Genomic DNA, 16,378 nt, shown 5'->3' with positions numbered 1-16,378 from the left:
TGGATGTGAAAAAGGCCGCGATCCAATGGATCGCGGCCTTTTTTGTTATCGCATACTCAGCGGTGAGGGAATTTGCTCCCTCGCCACGGGTGTTGCATCCGATAAGCTTACTTGGCGAGACTGAGCTTCGGCGCCCAGGTCAGCCATTCATCTTCAAACTTGTCGAACAGCGGGAAGGTTTGCTCCGGGCGTGCCGGGTTGCCCATCCGCTCGCCGTCTGGCGTTGCGAATGCGATACCGCCCTGGATCAAGGTTTCAAGCGACTCGGTTCGCACCGTCGCGCCCTTGAACAGGCCGAAGTCCAGGCCGAAGCCGCTGCTGTTCCAGAAACGTGTACCGCTGCGCACCAGTGGCGCGTATTTAGGCTCGATCAGGATGTGAATCAGCACCCGGTCCGCCGTCTGGCCCAACTCGTAGCCTGTGACTTTACCCACAGTCACTTCGCGGTAGGTCACCGGCACGCCAATCTTCAACGAACCACGTCGGGCGGCACTCAACACCAGGCTCAAGCCAGCTTCGGGAACAACACTTTCGGGTGGTTCGGCCAAGGCCACGAAGTTTTTCTGCGGCCCCAGGTTCTTCGTCGCGGGCTGCACTTCGATGTACTGGCCGGTCACCAGGGTTTCCAGATTCGATGTCTTCATCAGTCCCAATTCAGGCTTGACCACCCAGAACTGAGTCCCTGTGCGGGCGATACGCTCGGGCACTTCGGTGATACGTGCGGTGACCAGCACCGACTGCATATCGGCGCTCAGGTCGACGTCCTCGATCTTGCCCACATCCAACCCCTTGAACCGGATCGGCGTGCCGCTGCGCAAACCGTCGGCACGATCGACCTTGATCGTCACGACAGTGCCTCGTTGCTGCGCGGTTTCACGATCTTCGTGCAAACGGAACCGGGGGATGCGCCGTTTCAGCGGCACGTTCGGCTCAGGAGTTTCGAAAGCGATCCCCCCGGCCATCAAGCTTTGCAGGGACTCGCTCTTGACCTGTATCCCGCCGGTCAAGCCGCCCGTGAGGGTAACGCCGCTAGCGTTCCAGAACCGCGTGGAGCCGTTGACCAACCCTTCGTATTCCTTCTCGATATGCACTCCGATGATCAGTTGCTTCTTCTTGCGGGAAAACTGGTAGCTCTGCACCGATCCGACCTTGACCTGTTTGTAGAGGATCGGGCTACCGACCTCCAGCGACCCGAGATTTTCGGTCAGCAAGACCAGATGCAGCCCGGGTGAACGAAGGTCCAACGGCGGCGCCTTCGCCCTGGCCTCGAACTCGCGCTGCGGCGCTCCGCCTTTGTCGCCAGGGCGCACGGCGATGTAGTTACCCTTCACCAACGCCTCCAGGCCCGTGATGCCCGCCAGGGAAATCGATGGTTTGACGACCCAGAACTGAGCGCCGGCGACCAGGTAATCTTCCGCCAACGGATCGAGCGTCAACTCGGCGCTGGCGCTGGACAGGTCCGGATCGACTTTCAACGTCTTCAGGCTGCCGACCTGGATGCCCTTGTACATCACTGGCGTACGGCCAGCCTGCAATCCCTCGAAATCACTGAGCTTGACCTTGACGCGAATCCCGGCGGCGGCTGCCTCGAAATCTTCATACAGGCGAAATGGCAGGCTTGGATCCGTCGGAGGGCTGTCCTTGCGGTTTTCCGGAGTGGCAAACGCGATGCCGCCTGCCACGATACTGGCCAGCGACTCGCTGCGTACTTTGACGCCTGACAAATTGGCATCGATGCTGATGCCGCTGGCATTCCAGAAGCGCGTGTGCTTGCGGACCAGGCTGGCATAAGTCGGCTCGATAAAGACCTTGATCTCTACTGCGCGTTGATCTTCGGACAGTGAGTAACTTTTCACCTGGCCAACTTGGATCTGTTTGTAGAAAACCGGACTGCCACGGTCTAGCGACCCCAGTCGATCGGCCTTGATCGTCAAGTGCAGGCCAGGCTTGGCGTCAGACAGCGGGGGCTCTTCGGCCAAGGCCTTGAACTTGCGAGTCGACTCGCCTTCCCCCGGGCTGATGGCGACGTAATTACCGGAAACCAACGTCTCCAACCCGGTAATCCCTGCCAGGCTCACACTTGGTTTGACCAGCCAGAAACGTGTGCCGGTCTTGAGATATTGCTCGACTTCCTTGTTCATCTCGATGGTCGCAATGACCCCCTTCGAATTCCCTTCATCATCAAGCGTGAGGTCCTTCACCTTACCGACCGTCATGCCTTTGTAGACGACCTCTGTCTTGTTGACCTGGATGCCCTCACCGCTTTCAAAACGCACGTTGATCTCAATACCGGTCTCGTTATAAGCACGCCAGCCAAGCCAGCCGCCAATAATCAAGGCAATCAACGGCAGGACCCAGATGGCCGACCAATTTGAAGCCGGTCGGGTTTTAGCAGTAGGCAAATCAGTCATGGTCGTCATCCGACTCCGTGTTATCCCAAATCAGTCGGGGATCGAAGGTTACTGCGGCAATCATTGTCAGGATCACCACGCTGGCAAACGCGATGGCGCCAAGACCGGCTTCGACACTGGCAAGCCGGCCGAAATTCACCACCGCCACCAGAATGGCGATTACAAAAATATCCAGCATCGACCAGCGGCCGATAAACTCAATGAAGCGATACATCAGGATGCGCTGGCGCGCCGACATGGGTTGGTGACGTTGCACGGAAAACAGCAGCAATGCGATACCGACCAACTTGAAGGTGGGGACTACGATACTGGCAATGAATACCACCGCTGCAATGGGAATCATGCCGTGTTGAACCAGCTCGATAACACCCGCCATGATGGTGCTGGGCGCGCCCTGGCCGAGCGAGTTGATGGTCATGATTGGCAGTACGTTGGCAGGGATATAGATAATCGCTGCCGTGATCAGCAATGCCCAGGTCCGCATCAAGCTGTTGGGACGCCGAGGGTGAATACGAGCGCCACAACGAGTGCAGACTTGCTTCTGGGTGGCGTCGTCCTGCCGATTCAATTCATGACATTCAGTGCAAACCAAAATGCCCGCATCAATTGCTCGCATGGACGTCTTCCCCTGACAACGCGTGCCAGATCTGGTGCGGTGACATCACCACTTCCAGCCAGACCTGAACCAGTAACAAGCTGATAAAGCACACCAGGCCCAACCCCACGGTAATCGCCGCCATGTCCGCAAGTTTGACGATGGCAACCAGTACGCCCATGAGATAAACCTCGAGCATCCCCCAATCCCTTAGATGATGATAAATGCGATACCACAACAAGCCGTAACTTCTTCCAACGTTCCAGCGGATGGTCAGCAGTACAGCCAATTGGCAAAGCAACTTGAGCAACGGAATGCCCATGCTGCATAGAAATACCACCACCGATACACCTTGCATTCCGGTGCCGAACAGACCGACCACGCCACTCCAGACGGTGTCTTGGGCGGATTGTCCGAGCAGATTGAGCTGCATGATGGGTAAAAAGTTCGCGGGTACATACAACAGCAGAGCGGCGACAACCAGGGCAAGGCTGCGATCAATCACATTGTGCCGGTGGGCGTAGAGCTCGTATCCACAGCGCGGGCATTCGGCTTTCTCGCCATCGGCCAACTGAGGCTTGCGCATCAACAGGTCACACTCATGACACGCTACCAGATCGTCCAGGGGTAGATCTGACAACCTATCAATGTCTGACGGATCGGGCATAAACAGCTCTGGGCTCAACTAAGGTGCGGCTATTCTAGTGCTGCGGCTCAAAAATAACTGTGCAAATTTAACATGAGCCGTCGCGGATTTTTATGACGAGCAAAAACAAAACCCCTACCTGCGTCAGCAGATAGGGGTTTCGGAATTTAATCTTGACGATGACCTACTCTCACATGGGGAAACCCCACACTACCATCGGCGATGCATCGTTTCACTTCTGAGTTCGGGATGGGATCAGGTGGTTCCAATGCTCTATGGTCGTCAAGAAATTCGGTAGCCAGCGCGTGCCTTACGGTCACGTTCCAGCAAATGGGTATGTGATAGCGTGTTGCTTGTGAGTATCTCGAACTTTCGGTTCGTTTCGTCTTCACAACACCGCAATCTGGCCTCTTTCGAGTCTACAAATTGCTTGGGTGTTATATGGTCAAGCCTCACGGGCAATTAGTACAGGTTAGCTCAACGCCTCACAGCGCTTACACACCCTGCCTATCAACGTCGTAGTCTTCGACGGCCCTTCAGGGAGCTCAAGGCTCCAGTGAGATCTCATCTTGAGGCAAGTTTCCCGCTTAGATGCTTTCAGCGGTTATCTTTTCCGAACATAGCTACCCGGCAATGCCACTGGCGTGACAACCGGAACACCAGAGGTTCGTCCACTCCGGTCCTCTCGTACTAGGAGCAGCCCCTCTCAAATCTCAAACGTCCACGGCAGATAGGGACCGAACTGTCTCACGACGTTCTAAACCCAGCTCGCGTACCACTTTAAATGGCGAACAGCCATACCCTTGGGACCGGCTTCAGCCCCAGGATGTGATGAGCCGACATCGAGGTGCCAAACACCGCCGTCGATATGAACTCTTGGGCGGTATCAGCCTGTTATCCCCGGAGTACCTTTTATCCGTTGAGCGATGGCCCTTCCATACAGAACCACCGGATCACTAAGACCTACTTTCGTACCTGCTCGACGTGTCTGTCTCGCAGTCAAGCGCGCTTTTGCCTTTATACTCTACGACCGATTTCCGACCGGTCTGAGCGCACCTTCGTACTCCTCCGTTACTCTTTAGGAGGAGACCGCCCCAGTCAAACTACCCACCATACACTGTCCTCGATCCGGATAACGGACCTGAGTTAGAACCTCAAAGTTGCCAGGGTGGTATTTCAAGGATGGCTCCACGCAGACTGGCGTCCACGCTTCAAAGCCTCCCACCTATCCTACACAAGCAAATTCAAAGTCCAGTGCAAAGCTATAGTAAAGGTTCACGGGGTCTTTCCGTCTAGCCGCGGATACACTGCATCTTCACAGCGATTTCAATTTCACTGAGTCTCGGGTGGAGACAGCGCCGCCATCGTTACGCCATTCGTGCAGGTCGGAACTTACCCGACAAGGAATTTCGCTACCTTAGGACCGTTATAGTTACGGCCGCCGTTTACCGGGGCTTCGATCAAGAGCTTCGCGTTAGCTAACCCCATCAATTAACCTTCCGGCACCGGGCAGGCGTCACACCCTATACGTCCACTTTCGTGTTTGCAGAGTGCTGTGTTTTTAATAAACAGTCGCAGCGGCCTGGTATCTTCGACCGGCGTGGGCTTACGCAGCAAGTGCTTCACCCTCACCGGCGCACCTTCTCCCGAAGTTACGGTGCCATTTTGCCTAGTTCCTTCACCCGAGTTCTCTCAAGCGCCTTGGTATTCTCTACCCAACCACCTGTGTCGGTTTGGGGTACGGTTCCTGGTTACCTGAAGCTTAGAAGCTTTTCTTGGAAGCATGGCATCAACCACTTCGTCACCCAAAGGGTAACTCGTCATCAGCTCTCGGCCTTGAGATCCCGGATTTACCTAAGATCTCAGCCTACCACCTTAAACTTGGACAACCAACGCCAAGCTGGCCTAGCCTTCTCCGTCCCTCCATCGCAATAACCAGAAGTACAGGAATATTAACCTGTTTTCCATCGACTACGCTTTTCAGCCTCGCCTTAGGGACCGACTAACCCTGCGTCGATTAACGTTGCGCAGGAAACCTTGGTCTTTCGGCGTGGGTGTTTTTCACACCCATTGTCGTTACTCATGTCAGCATTCGCACTTCTGATACCTCCAGCAAGCTTCTCAACTCACCTTCACAGGCTTACAGAACGCTCCTCTACCGCATCACTTACGTGATACCCGTAGCTTCGGTGTATGGTTTGAGCCCCGTTACATCTTCCGCGCAGGCCGACTCGACTAGTGAGCTATTACGCTTTCTTTAAAGGGTGGCTGCTTCTAAGCCAACCTCCTAGCTGTCTAAGCCTTCCCACATCGTTTCCCACTTAACCATAACTTTGGGACCTTAGCTGACGGTCTGGGTTGTTTCCCTTTTCACGACGGACGTTAGCACCCGCCGTGTGTCTCCCATGCTCGGCACTTGTAGGTATTCGGAGTTTGCATCGGTTTGGTAAGTCGGGATGACCCCCTAGCCGAAACAGTGCTCTACCCCCTACAGTGATACATGAGGCGCTACCTAAATAGCTTTCGAGGAGAACCAGCTATCTCCGAGCTTGATTAGCCTTTCACTCCGATCCACAGGTCATCCGCTAACTTTTCAACGGTAGTCGGTTCGGTCCTCCAGTCAGTGTTACCTAACCTTCAACCTGCCCATGGATAGATCGCCCGGTTTCGGGTCTATTCCCAGCGACTAGACGCCCTATTAAGACTCGCTTTCGCTACGCCTCCCCTATTCGGTTAAGCTCGCCACTGAAAATAAGTCGCTGACCCATTATACAAAAGGTACGCAGTCACCCAACAAAGTGGGCTCCCACTGCTTGTACGCATACGGTTTCAGGATCTATTTCACTCCCCTCTCCGGGGTTCTTTTCGCCTTTCCCTCACGGTACTAGTTCACTATCGGTCAGTCAGTAGTATTTAGCCTTGGAGGATGGTCCCCCCATATTCAGACAAAGTTTCTCGTGCTCCGTCCTACTCGATTTCACTTCTAAGATCCTTTCGCGTACAGGGCTATCACCCACTATGGCCGCACTTTCCAGAGCGTTCCGCTAAAATCAAAGAAGCTTAAGGGCTAGTCCCCGTTCGCTCGCCACTACTAAGGGAATCTCGGTTGATTTCTTTTCCTCAGGGTACTTAGATGTTTCAGTTCCCCTGGTTCGCTTCTTGCACCTATGTATTCAGTACAAGATAACCATCTTATGATGGCTGGGTTCCCCCATTCAGACATCTCCGGATCACAGTCTGTTTGCCGACTCCCCGAAGCTTTTCGCAGGCTACCACGTCTTTCATCGCCTCTGACTGCCAAGGCATCCACCGTATGCGCTTCTTCACTTGACCATATAACCCCAAGCAATCTGGTTATACTGTGAAGACGACATTCGCCGAAAATTCGATCTGGCTCTAAGAGCCACTCACAAATTTTACCTTAGCCTGATCCGTTACCAGTGAAAGTAACGTTCAGTCTATCTTTCTATCACATACCCAAATTTTTAAAGAACGATCTAATCAAAAGACTAGAAATCAACATTCATCATCCCGCGGATGGAATGCTCATTTCTAAGCTTTAAACGTTGGAACCAATCTGTAATGGTGGAGCCAAGCGGGATCGAACCGCTGACCTCCTGCGTGCAAGGCAGGCGCTCTCCCAGCTGAGCTATGGCCCCGTATCGCTACAGGGTACACCATGAAATTGGTGGGTCTGGGCAGATTCGAACTGCCGACCTCACCCTTATCAGGGGTGCGCTCTAACCAACTGAGCTACAGACCCAATCGTCTTCTTCAATGAATCAAGCAATTCGTGTGGGAGCTCATGGAGCCGCTGCTGTCGTCGATTAAGGAGGTGATCCAGCCGCAGGTTCCCCTACGGCTACCTTGTTACGACTTCACCCCAGTCATGAATCACACCGTGGTAACCGTCCTCCCGAAGGTTAGACTAGCTACTTCTGGTGCAACCCACTCCCATGGTGTGACGGGCGGTGTGTACAAGGCCCGGGAACGTATTCACCGCGACATTCTGATTCGCGATTACTAGCGATTCCGACTTCACGCAGTCGAGTTGCAGACTGCGATCCGGACTACGATCGGTTTTGTGGGATTAGCTCCACCTCGCGGCTTGGCAACCCTCTGTACCGACCATTGTAGCACGTGTGTAGCCCAGGCCGTAAGGGCCATGATGACTTGACGTCATCCCCACCTTCCTCCGGTTTGTCACCGGCAGTCTCCTTAGAGTGCCCACCATAACGTGCTGGTAACTAAGGACAAGGGTTGCGCTCGTTACGGGACTTAACCCAACATCTCACGACACGAGCTGACGACAGCCATGCAGCACCTGTCTCAATGCTCCCGAAGGCACCAATCCATCTCTGGAAAGTTCATTGGATGTCAAGGCCTGGTAAGGTTCTTCGCGTTGCTTCGAATTAAACCACATGCTCCACCGCTTGTGCGGGCCCCCGTCAATTCATTTGAGTTTTAACCTTGCGGCCGTACTCCCCAGGCGGTCAACTTAATGCGTTAGCTGCGCCACTAAGAGCTCAAGGCTCCCAACGGCTAGTTGACATCGTTTACGGCGTGGACTACCAGGGTATCTAATCCTGTTTGCTCCCCACGCTTTCGCACCTCAGTGTCAGTATCAGTCCAGGTGGTCGCCTTCGCCACTGGTGTTCCTTCCTATATCTACGCATTTCACCGCTACACAGGAAATTCCACCACCCTCTACCATACTCTAGCTCGACAGTTTTGAATGCAGTTCCCAGGTTGAGCCCGGGGATTTCACATCCAACTTAACGAACCACCTACGCGCGCTTTACGCCCAGTAATTCCGATTAACGCTTGCACCCTCTGTATTACCGCGGCTGCTGGCACAGAGTTAGCCGGTGCTTATTCTGTCGGTAACGTCAAAACACTAACGTATTAGGTTAATGCCCTTCCTCCCAACTTAAAGTGCTTTACAATCCGAAGACCTTCTTCACACACGCGGCATGGCTGGATCAGGCTTTCGCCCATTGTCCAATATTCCCCACTGCTGCCTCCCGTAGGAGTCTGGACCGTGTCTCAGTTCCAGTGTGACTGATCATCCTCTCAGACCAGTTACGGATCGTCGCCTTGGTGAGCCATTACCTCACCAACTAGCTAATCCGACCTAGGCTCATCTGATAGCGCAAGGCCCGAAGGTCCCCTGCTTTCTCCCGTAGGACGTATGCGGTATTAGCGTCCGTTTCCGAGCGTTATCCCCCACTACCAGGCAGATTCCTAGGCATTACTCACCCGTCCGCCGCTCGCCACCAGGTACAAGTACCCGTGCTGCCGCTCGACTTGCATGTGTTAGGCCTGCCGCCAGCGTTCAATCTGAGCCATGATCAAACTCTTCAGTTCAAACATCTTTGGGTTTTGAGAAAACCCTAAACTTGGCTCAGCAATCGTTGGTTACATCTTTGATTTCTCGCGGAGTAACTTGTGATGCTGATAATCTGTTGACTAGCAGTCTGACTCCACAAGCACCCACACGAATTGCTTGATTCAGTTGTTAAAGAGCGGTGGGTTGAGCCTTTCGTCTCAACCGAGGCGCGCATTCTACAGCGCCCCGTGTATCTGTCAAGCGGTTATTTTAAGAAGTTTTCAAAGTTTCGCTTGGAAATCCTTAACAACTTCAACCACTTGCGCTTTCGATCTCTCGTTAGCGGGAGGCGAATTCTACAGCGTTACTCGCTGCTGTCAACACCTCTTTTTTACCGCTTTCGACCGAGAGGATCGAACCGTCGATAGCACCCAACAAACCGGCCTACCCACTCCTTCCGCGCTTCGATGAACTGAAGCAAAGCACTTACCGAAACTTGGTTAACTCGTTGAAACTCAAGGAGTTTTCCGTTTCGACTGCGCCGGAAGCGGGGCGAATTATAGACATCCAGAATTTGCCGTCAACCCTTTATTTCGTTTTTATTACCGACGGGATCTTCTTGCCGATTAAACGAGGGATCCGCCGCGCAACCGGTCCAATCCTCAGCACCAACAATACGCCGCCTATAAAGGCATATATCGACCACTCCTTGAGATCCGCTCGCACGATCCACAACATATGCAGCAAACCAAGCCCGAGGATCAGGTAGGCCAGCCGATGCAGCTTTTTCCAGCGGGCTCCAAGTCGCCTTTGACTATAACGATTGGACGTAACTGCCAAGGCCAGCAGGCCAAGAAAGCCGAGCGCTCCAACGATGATGTAGGGCCGATTGCTCAGCTCGACGCCTAATTGCGACCAATCGAACCCCAGGATGAACGCCGCATATCCCCCCAGATGCAACACGACGTAAGCAAAGCACCACAACCCCAACTGTCGTCTTACGGCAATCCACCCAGCCCAGCCGGTCAGCTTCTGCAGCGGCGTCATGCTCAATGTGATCAATAGCAGTACCAGGGTTCCCAACCCGAGTCGATCCACCAGCACCTTGCCTGGATCCGGTCCCAACGAATTCATCAACGCTTCGTAAAGCCAAAGCAATGGCCATATCGCCGCTGCGACGAAAACGCCTATCCGCCATGCCAGGAAACGCATCAGTAGTCTTTCCTCAGATCCATCCCTGCATATAAAGAAGCCACTTCCTCCTGGTATCCGTTGAACATCAAGGTATCGCGCACATTGGGGCTGAACAGACCGCTTGGCAAACGACGCTCTCGCGCCTGGGTCCAACGGGGATGATCGACGGTGGGATTCACGTTCGCATAAAAGCCGTACTCATCGGAGGCTATGCTTTGCCAAGTGGTCTTGGGCTGCTCACCCACCAGGCTGATGCGCACGATGGACTTGACGCTCTTGAAGCCATACTTCCACGGCACCACCAACCGTAAAGGAGCGCCATTCTGGTTAGGCAGCTCCCTTCCGTACATGCCAACCGCCAGGATGGCCAGCGGGTTCATCGCTTCATCCAACCGCAAACCTTCCACGTAGGGCCAGTCGATCAATGCAAAACCTGAACGCTGGCCTGGCATGGTCTTGGGGTCCTGCAAGGTTTCAAAACGAATGTATTTGGCCTTGGACGTCGGCTCGACTTGCTTGAGTAACGCGGATATGGGGAAACCAATCCAAGGGATGACCATTGACCAAGCCTCGACGCAGCGCAAACGGTAGATACGCTCTTCGAGCTGATAAGGCTTCATGAAATCTTCCAGTCCATAGCGCCCCGGCTTGCCCACCTCGCCATCCACCACTACGGTCCAGGGCTCGGTTTTCAACGATCCCGCATTGGCTGCCGGATCGCCTTTGTCAGTGCCGAACTCATAAAAGTTGTTGTAGTGGGTGGCATCCTTGAAGGGTGTGATCGCCTCCCCCTTGGCGGTCACCGCATCCCATTGGGTAGCAGGCAGCTTATCGGCAAACCAGGACGGCGCGTTTCCAGGCTCCACATTGGGATAACGCGCCACATCAGCGGCGCCGGCCCAGCGCGGCAGACTGCTTATGGCGACGCCAGCCACGGCGGCCCCCAGCATCTGGCGACGGGATAGATAAAGGGATTCGGGCGTGACGTCCGACTCATGACAATCGGACGACTTGGGGATCTTGATCAGCATGACGACTCCGCAGCATTGGGGGGAGATGCACCAATAGACTGCGGAGTATGGGGGAAATTAGATTAAGGCAACATTTAGCGGCGGCGAAGACGCAACAAATATTGCACCGGACCGGAAGCGGCATAGGCGAGGAAGACCAGCAGCAGGATACGTGGCGGATCGCTGAACACCACCGCAAACACCAGTACTACGGCCAGGATGGCCACGAACGGCACACGGCCCTTCAGGTCCAGCTCCTTGAAGCTGTTGTACTTGATGTTGCTGACCATCAGCATTCCGGCCGCCGCGACCAACAATGCGACCAGGAACGACATCTTCGAGCCCTGGATCCCGTAGTCGCTGAACGCCCAGACCACCCCCGCCACGACCCCAGCAGCCGCAGGACTGGCGAGACCAATGAAGTAGCGCTTGTCCGCAGTGCCGACCTGGGTATTGAAACGCGCCAGACGTAACGCGGCACCGGCTACATAGATGAAGGCAACCATCCAGCCGACCTTGCCCATGTCACCCAGCGCCCAGCCGAATGCCAGCAACGCAGGGGCGACACCGAACGCAACCATGTCGGACAGAGAATCGTATTCGGCACCGAATGCACTCTGGGTGTTGGTCATGCGGGCCACGCGCCCATCCAGGCCATCGAGCACCATGGCGACGAAAATCGCAATCGCGGCAAAAGCGAAGTAGCGACTCGCCCCAGCGCTGTCACCCGCACTTAATGCCGCCTGGGCACTCATGGAGCTGATGATGGAATAGAAACCGGCGAACAGGTTCGCGGTGGTAAACAGGTTCGGCAGCAGATAGATGCCACGATGCCGGACCTTACGGCCTTCCGCGTCATGCCCCTCTTCGACATGCTCGTCGATAGGCAACAGGCTTTCGGCGTCAGGAGCCTGGTTCGGCTCGTCGGGACGTTCGCTCATGGACAGTACCTTGCAACGGTGTGAAAAATTCGACAGGTGCCCGGGGCGACGGTTCGACCCCAAACGATGCAGCTTTATACCAGAAGCCGACGCCCAAACGAAAAAACGCGGCCTGGGCCGCGTTTTTTTCGATCAAGCTCGCGACTCAGTTCTTGGCTTTGTCGACGATCTTGTTGGCACCGATCCACGGCATCATGGAGCGCAGTTGCTCGCCGATGATCTCGATACCATGAGCGGCGTTGTTACGACGCTTGGCGGTCATCGAAGGATAGCCAGTAGCACCTTCGCTGATGAACATCTTGGCGTATTCGCCGTCCTGAATACGTTTCAGGGCATTGCGCATGGCCTGACGGGACTCGGCGTTGATGACTTCCGGACCGGTCACGTACTCGCCGTACTCGGCGTTGTTGGAGATCGAGTAGTTCATGTTGGCAATACCGCCTTCGTACATGAGGTCAACGATCAGCTTCAGTTCGTGCAGGCATTCGAAGTAGGCCATTTCAGGCGCGTAGCCTGCTTCAACCAGGGTTTCGAAACCGGCTTTCACCAGCTCAACGGTACCACCGCACAGAACGGCTTGCTCGCCGAACAGGTCGGTTTCAGTCTCGTCCTTGAAGGTGGTTTCGATGATGCCGGTACGACCGCCACCAACACCGGCAGCGTAGGACAGGGCCACGTTCTTGGCGTTGCCGGACGCATCCTGGTAAATCGCGATCAGGTCAGGGATACCGCCGCCCTTGACGAACTCGGAGCGTACGGTGTGGCCCGGTGCCTTCGGCGCGATCATGATCACGTCGAGGTCGGCGCGTGGCACAACCTGGTTATAGTGGATCGCGAAGCCGTGGGAGAAGGCCAGGGTGGCGCCTTTCTTGATGTTCGGCTCGATTTCGTTCTTGTACAGCGACGATTGGAACTCGTCCGGGGTCAGGATCATGACCAGGTCGGCAGCGGCTACGGCGGAAGCCACGTCGGTGACTTCCAGGCCATGGGCCTCGGCCTTGGCAACAGTGGCCGAGCCTTTGCGCAGGCCCACGGTCACGTCAACGCCGGAGTCTTTCAGGTTGCACGCCTGGGCGTGACCTTGAGAACCGTAGCCGATGATTGCGACTTTCTTGCCCTGGATGATCGACAGGTCGCAATCTTTATCGTAGAAAACTTTCATGAATTTCCCCTATATCCGGCCGTTCCGGCCATTCGCTAATTTGGTTTAGATGCTCAGTACTTTGTCGCCACGGGCAATCCCGGTGACGCCACTGCGTACGGTTTCCAGAATCGAGGCAGTGCCGATCGATTGAATGAAGCTGTCGAGCTTGTCGCTGGTACCGGTCAACTGAACGGTATAGACGCTGGCGCTGACATCGACGATCTGCCCACGATAAATATCGGTAGTGCGTTTGATCTCGGCGCGCTGGGCACCGGTGGCCTTGACCTTGACCAACATCAGTTCGCGTTCGATGTGAGCGCTTTCCGACAGGTCCACCAGCTTGACCACCTCGATCAGCTTGTTCAGGTTCTTGGTGATCTGCTCGATGACTTCATCGTGGCCCACGGTGGTCAGCGTCAGACGCGACAAGGTCGGATCCTCCGTTGGTGCCACGGTCAGGCTTTCGATGTTGTAGTTGCGCTGTGAGAACAGGCCCACTACGCGAGACAGAGCACCCGGTTCGTTTTCCAGAAGCAAGGAAATAATGTGTCGCATGATTAGGTACGCTCCGTCTTGCTCAGCCACATATCGCGCATGGAGCCGTCTTTGATCTGCATCGGGTAGACGTGCTCGCTGGTGTCGACCTGGATGTCCAGAAACACCAGTCGATCCTTCATGGCGAAGGCTTCTTCGAGCCCGGACTTCAAGTCCTTCAGGTCAGTGATGCGGATGCCGACGTGACCATAGGCCTCGACCAGCTTGACGAAATCCGGCAACGACTCCATGTAGGAGTGCGAGTGACGGCTGCCGTAGCTCATGTCCTGCCACTGGCGAACCATGCCCAGTACACCGTTGTTCAGGTTGACGATTTTCACCGGCAGACCGTATTGCAGGCAGGTCGACAGCTCCTGGATATTCATCTGGATGCTGCCTTCACCGGTCACACAGGCAACATCGTTGTCCGGGAAGCTCAACTTGACGCCCATGGCCGCCGGGAATCCGAAGCCCATGGTGCCGAGGCCGCCGGAGTTGATCCAGCGGTTGGGTTTGTTGAACTTGTAGTACTGCGCCGCGAACATCTGGTGCTGGCCCACGTCCGACGTCACGAAGGCGTCGCCGTTGGTCACTTCGCACAACGTCTCGATGACGGTCTGCGGCTTGATTACGCTGCCGTCGCCCTTGTCGTACGGGAACAGGCCCCGATCACCACGCCATTCATCGACCTGCTTCCACCAACTGGCCACGGCATCTTTGTTAGGAGCCTCGCCAATTTCCTTGAGGATCGCGACCATCTCGGTCAGCACGCTCTCGACAGGACCCACAATAGGCACGTCTGCCTTGATGGTCTTGGAGATGGACGCCGGATCGATATCGATGTGGATGATCTTGGCGTTCGGACAGAACTTCGCCGGACCGTTGATGACACGGTCGTCGAAGCGCGCGCCCACGGCCAGGATCACATCGGCATGGTGCATCGCCAGGTTGGCGGTGTAGCTGCCGTGCATGCCGAGCATGCCGATGAACTGGCGGTCGGTACCTGGGTAGGCGCCGAGCCCCATCAGCGTATTCGTAACAGGCAGGTTGAGCATCTTGGCCAGTTCGGTCAGGGGCTCAGAACCACCGCCGAGGATCACGCCACCGCCGGAATAGAGCACTGGACGCTTGGCCGCCAGCAGCATTTCGGCAGCCTTGCGGATTTGTCCCGAGTGACCGCGCACGGCCGGGCTGTAGGAGCGCAGCTTGGCTTTCTTCGGATAGATGTATTCGAACTTCTCGGCCGGGTTGGTCATGTCTTTTGGCACGTCGACCACGACAGGGCCCGGACGACCGGACTCGGCCAGGTAGAACGCCTTTTTCATGACCTCCGGGATTTCCGAAGCGTGCTTGATCATGAAGCTGTGCTTCACGATCGGCCGGGAGATACCGATCATGTCGGTTTCCTGGAACGCATCGGTGCCGACCATGGTGCTGGGCACCTGGCCGGAGATGATCACCATTGGAATCGAGTCCATATAGGCCGTGGCGATACCGGTAATGGCGTTCGTGGCGCCGGGGCCGGATGTCACCAGAACCACGCCGGCCTTGCCGGTGGCGCGGGCATAGCCGTCAGCCATGTGGGTGGCCGCTTGTTCGTGGCGAACCAGGATGTGGGTCACTTCCGGTTCTTTGAACAGGGCATCATAGACATGAAGAAGAGCACCACCGGGGTACCCGTAGATATATTTGACGCCTTCGTCACGCAAGAAGCGGACGAGCATCTCACCGCCAGATAAAAGCTCCACGTTGTTCACCTCTAAAACGCCAGAATACCGACCCATGGGAAAGGGACGGGTCTTAATAGGTTTACTTCTCGGCAGAGCATGAGCGACGGTGGTCGCCGACTACGTCAGCACTGACTGAGCAAGTATTGGGATCGTCCCAAGTGTTGCGGGCCTTTCCCACCCAGCGCGAGGTAACGCGTTGCGGGTGTAACAGGTCGGCGCGGATGTGCGCCTCATGATCTGCCGAGTGGGTCTGCTTCTGGCAGTCCCTCTACAGCGGACTTTGGATTCTTCTGTTTCGCCCTCTGCAAGTCAAGTCGTCAATGTGCTTTATTGAAGTAAGCACATGAGAACGCAAGAAAAAACCTTTAAACGGCTACTCTGTTAGCTTCGATTGCGCAACCCAGGACAAGGAAACAGCATGCGAATGATGTTATTGACGGCCAGCCTGTTGGTGGGCCTGAGCCCAATGAGCATGGCCGGCCAGATCTTCAAGTGGGTCGATGCCCAAGGCGTGACCCATTTCGGCGCCCAGCCGCCCGAGGGCGTCCAAGCGACCACCGTGGGCAAATCCGCGACGCCCGCCCCCAAACCTGCGGCGCCAGCTTCAGGAGGAGTCATTGGCGACCAGAAAACCATCGATCAGCAGGTAAAACAGCAGGTTGCTGAACAGGAAGCTCAACTCAAGGCGTTTTGCGAACAGGCACGGACAAACCTGGCGCAGCTGCAGAACAACCCTAGGGTACGGGAAGAGGTGGAAGGCGAAATGCGCCGGCTTACCGACGAAGAGCGGCGCCAGCGCATCGATGAAACCCGTGCGCAGATCGACGAGAACTGCCAGTGAGTA

At 55.6% G+C, this 16,378-nt stretch carries 10 protein-coding genes, 2 tRNA genes and 3 rRNA genes; 1 reads left to right on the top strand and 14 read right to left on the bottom strand.

What is annotated here, in order from left to right; translation table 11 throughout:
* Positions 1-107 precede the first annotated feature (107 nt).
* The 14 genes from DOCECA_RS00835 to DOCECA_RS00770 form a co-directional block, all read right to left on the bottom strand.
* Positions 108-2,411: an MlaD family protein gene (locus DOCECA_RS00835; RefSeq protein ID WP_445571317.1), complete on the bottom strand. Its 2,304-nt coding sequence runs from the start codon at positions 2,409-2,411 to the stop codon at positions 108-110.
* Complete coding sequence (locus DOCECA_RS00830; RefSeq protein ID WP_434650008.1) at positions 2,404-3,027, bottom strand: paraquat-inducible protein A; 624 nt, start codon at positions 3,025-3,027, stop codon at positions 2,404-2,406. Before DOCECA_RS00830 ends, DOCECA_RS00835 begins: the two co-directional genes overlap by 8 nt.
* Positions 3,014-3,673: a paraquat-inducible protein A gene (locus tag DOCECA_RS00825; RefSeq protein WP_434609550.1), complete on the bottom strand. Its 660-nt coding sequence runs from the start codon at positions 3,671-3,673 to the stop codon at positions 3,014-3,016. The genes DOCECA_RS00830 and DOCECA_RS00825 overlap by 14 nt, the downstream gene beginning before the upstream one ends.
* Positions 3,674-3,823: 150 nt before the next feature.
* Positions 3,824-3,939, bottom strand: a 5S ribosomal RNA gene (gene rrf, locus DOCECA_RS00820).
* A gap of 154 nt (positions 3,940-4,093) precedes the next feature.
* Positions 4,094-6,985, bottom strand: a 23S ribosomal RNA gene (locus DOCECA_RS00815).
* Positions 6,986-7,235: 250 nt separating this feature from the next.
* A tRNA-Ala gene (locus DOCECA_RS00810) sits at positions 7,236-7,311 on the bottom strand.
* A 27-nt stretch (positions 7,312-7,338) separates the two neighbouring features.
* Positions 7,339-7,415 (bottom strand) — tRNA-Ile (locus DOCECA_RS00805).
* A gap of 65 nt (positions 7,416-7,480) precedes the next feature.
* Positions 7,481-9,019, bottom strand: a 16S ribosomal RNA gene (locus DOCECA_RS00800).
* Together the 16S, 23S and 5S rRNA genes with 2 tRNA genes alongside form the textbook arrangement of a ribosomal RNA operon.
* A gap of 550 nt (positions 9,020-9,569) precedes the next feature.
* Positions 9,570-10,193: a protein-methionine-sulfoxide reductase heme-binding subunit MsrQ gene (gene msrQ, locus DOCECA_RS00795; protein ID WP_445571316.1), complete on the bottom strand. Its 624-nt coding sequence runs from the start codon at positions 10,191-10,193 to the stop codon at positions 9,570-9,572.
* Positions 10,193-11,206, bottom strand: a complete 1,014-nt coding sequence (gene msrP / locus DOCECA_RS00790) for a protein-methionine-sulfoxide reductase catalytic subunit MsrP (RefSeq protein ID WP_434650006.1) — start codon at positions 11,204-11,206, stop codon at positions 10,193-10,195. The genes msrQ and msrP overlap by 1 nt, the downstream gene beginning before the upstream one ends.
* A 74-nt stretch (positions 11,207-11,280) precedes the next feature.
* Positions 11,281-12,126 carry a CDP-diacylglycerol--serine O-phosphatidyltransferase gene (gene pssA / locus DOCECA_RS00785; protein ID WP_420767588.1) on the bottom strand — a complete coding sequence of 282 codons (846 nt, stop codon included), beginning with the start codon at positions 12,124-12,126 and terminating at the stop codon, positions 11,281-11,283.
* A gap of 145 nt (positions 12,127-12,271) precedes the next feature.
* Positions 12,272-13,288: a ketol-acid reductoisomerase gene (ilvC, locus tag DOCECA_RS00780; RefSeq protein WP_445571315.1), complete on the bottom strand. Its 1,017-nt coding sequence runs from the start codon at positions 13,286-13,288 to the stop codon at positions 12,272-12,274.
* 45 nt (positions 13,289-13,333) lie between these two features.
* Positions 13,334-13,825 (bottom strand): acetolactate synthase small subunit, encoded by a 492-nt coding sequence (ilvN, locus tag DOCECA_RS00775; RefSeq protein WP_003176102.1) that lies wholly within the window; start codon positions 13,823-13,825, stop codon positions 13,334-13,336.
* Positions 13,826-13,827: 2 nt separating this feature from the next.
* Positions 13,828-15,552, bottom strand: coding sequence for an acetolactate synthase 3 large subunit (locus DOCECA_RS00770; RefSeq protein ID WP_420767589.1), 1,725 nt, complete (start codon positions 15,550-15,552; stop codon positions 13,828-13,830).
* Positions 15,553-15,952: 400 nt separating this feature from the next.
* Between DOCECA_RS00770 and DOCECA_RS00765 the strand changes: the two genes are divergently transcribed.
* Entirely contained in the window at positions 15,953-16,375 is a 423-nt protein-coding gene (locus tag DOCECA_RS00765) for a DUF4124 domain-containing protein (protein ID WP_420767590.1), read from the top strand.
* Positions 16,376-16,378: the final 3 nt, after the last annotated feature.

Source organism: Pseudomonas sp. E102 (assembly GCF_052660185.1).
The sequence above is the reverse complement of the archived record's forward strand: the minus strand, read 5'-3'. Positions and strand labels throughout refer to the sequence as shown.

What these genes read in the sequence shown, in the direction of transcription:
- DOCECA_RS00835 (WP_445571317.1), bottom strand. Translation starts at nt 2,411, where the DNA reads ATGACTGATTTGCCTACTGCTAAAACCCGACCGGCTTCAAATTGGTCG.
- DOCECA_RS00830 (WP_434650008.1), bottom strand. Translation starts at nt 3,027, where the DNA reads ATGCGAGCAATTGATGCGGGCATTTTGGTTTGCACTGAATGTCATGAA.
- DOCECA_RS00825 (WP_434609550.1), bottom strand. Translation starts at nt 3,673, where the DNA reads ATGCCCGATCCGTCAGACATTGATAGGTTGTCAGATCTACCCCTGGAC.
- msrQ (WP_445571316.1), bottom strand. Translation starts at nt 10,193, where the DNA reads ATGCGTTTCCTGGCATGGCGGATAGGCGTTTTCGTCGCAGCGGCGATA.
- msrP (WP_434650006.1), bottom strand. Translation starts at nt 11,206, where the DNA reads ATGCTGATCAAGATCCCCAAGTCGTCCGATTGTCATGAGTCGGACGTC.
- pssA (WP_420767588.1), bottom strand. Translation starts at nt 12,126, where the DNA reads ATGAGCGAACGTCCCGACGAGCCGAACCAGGCTCCTGACGCCGAAAGC.
- ilvC (WP_445571315.1), bottom strand. Translation starts at nt 13,288, where the DNA reads ATGAAAGTTTTCTACGATAAAGATTGCGACCTGTCGATCATCCAGGGC.
- ilvN (WP_003176102.1), bottom strand. Translation starts at nt 13,825, where the DNA reads ATGCGACACATTATTTCCTTGCTTCTGGAAAACGAACCGGGTGCTCTG.
- DOCECA_RS00765 (WP_420767590.1), top strand. Translation starts at nt 15,953, where the DNA reads ATGCGAATGATGTTATTGACGGCCAGCCTGTTGGTGGGCCTGAGCCCA.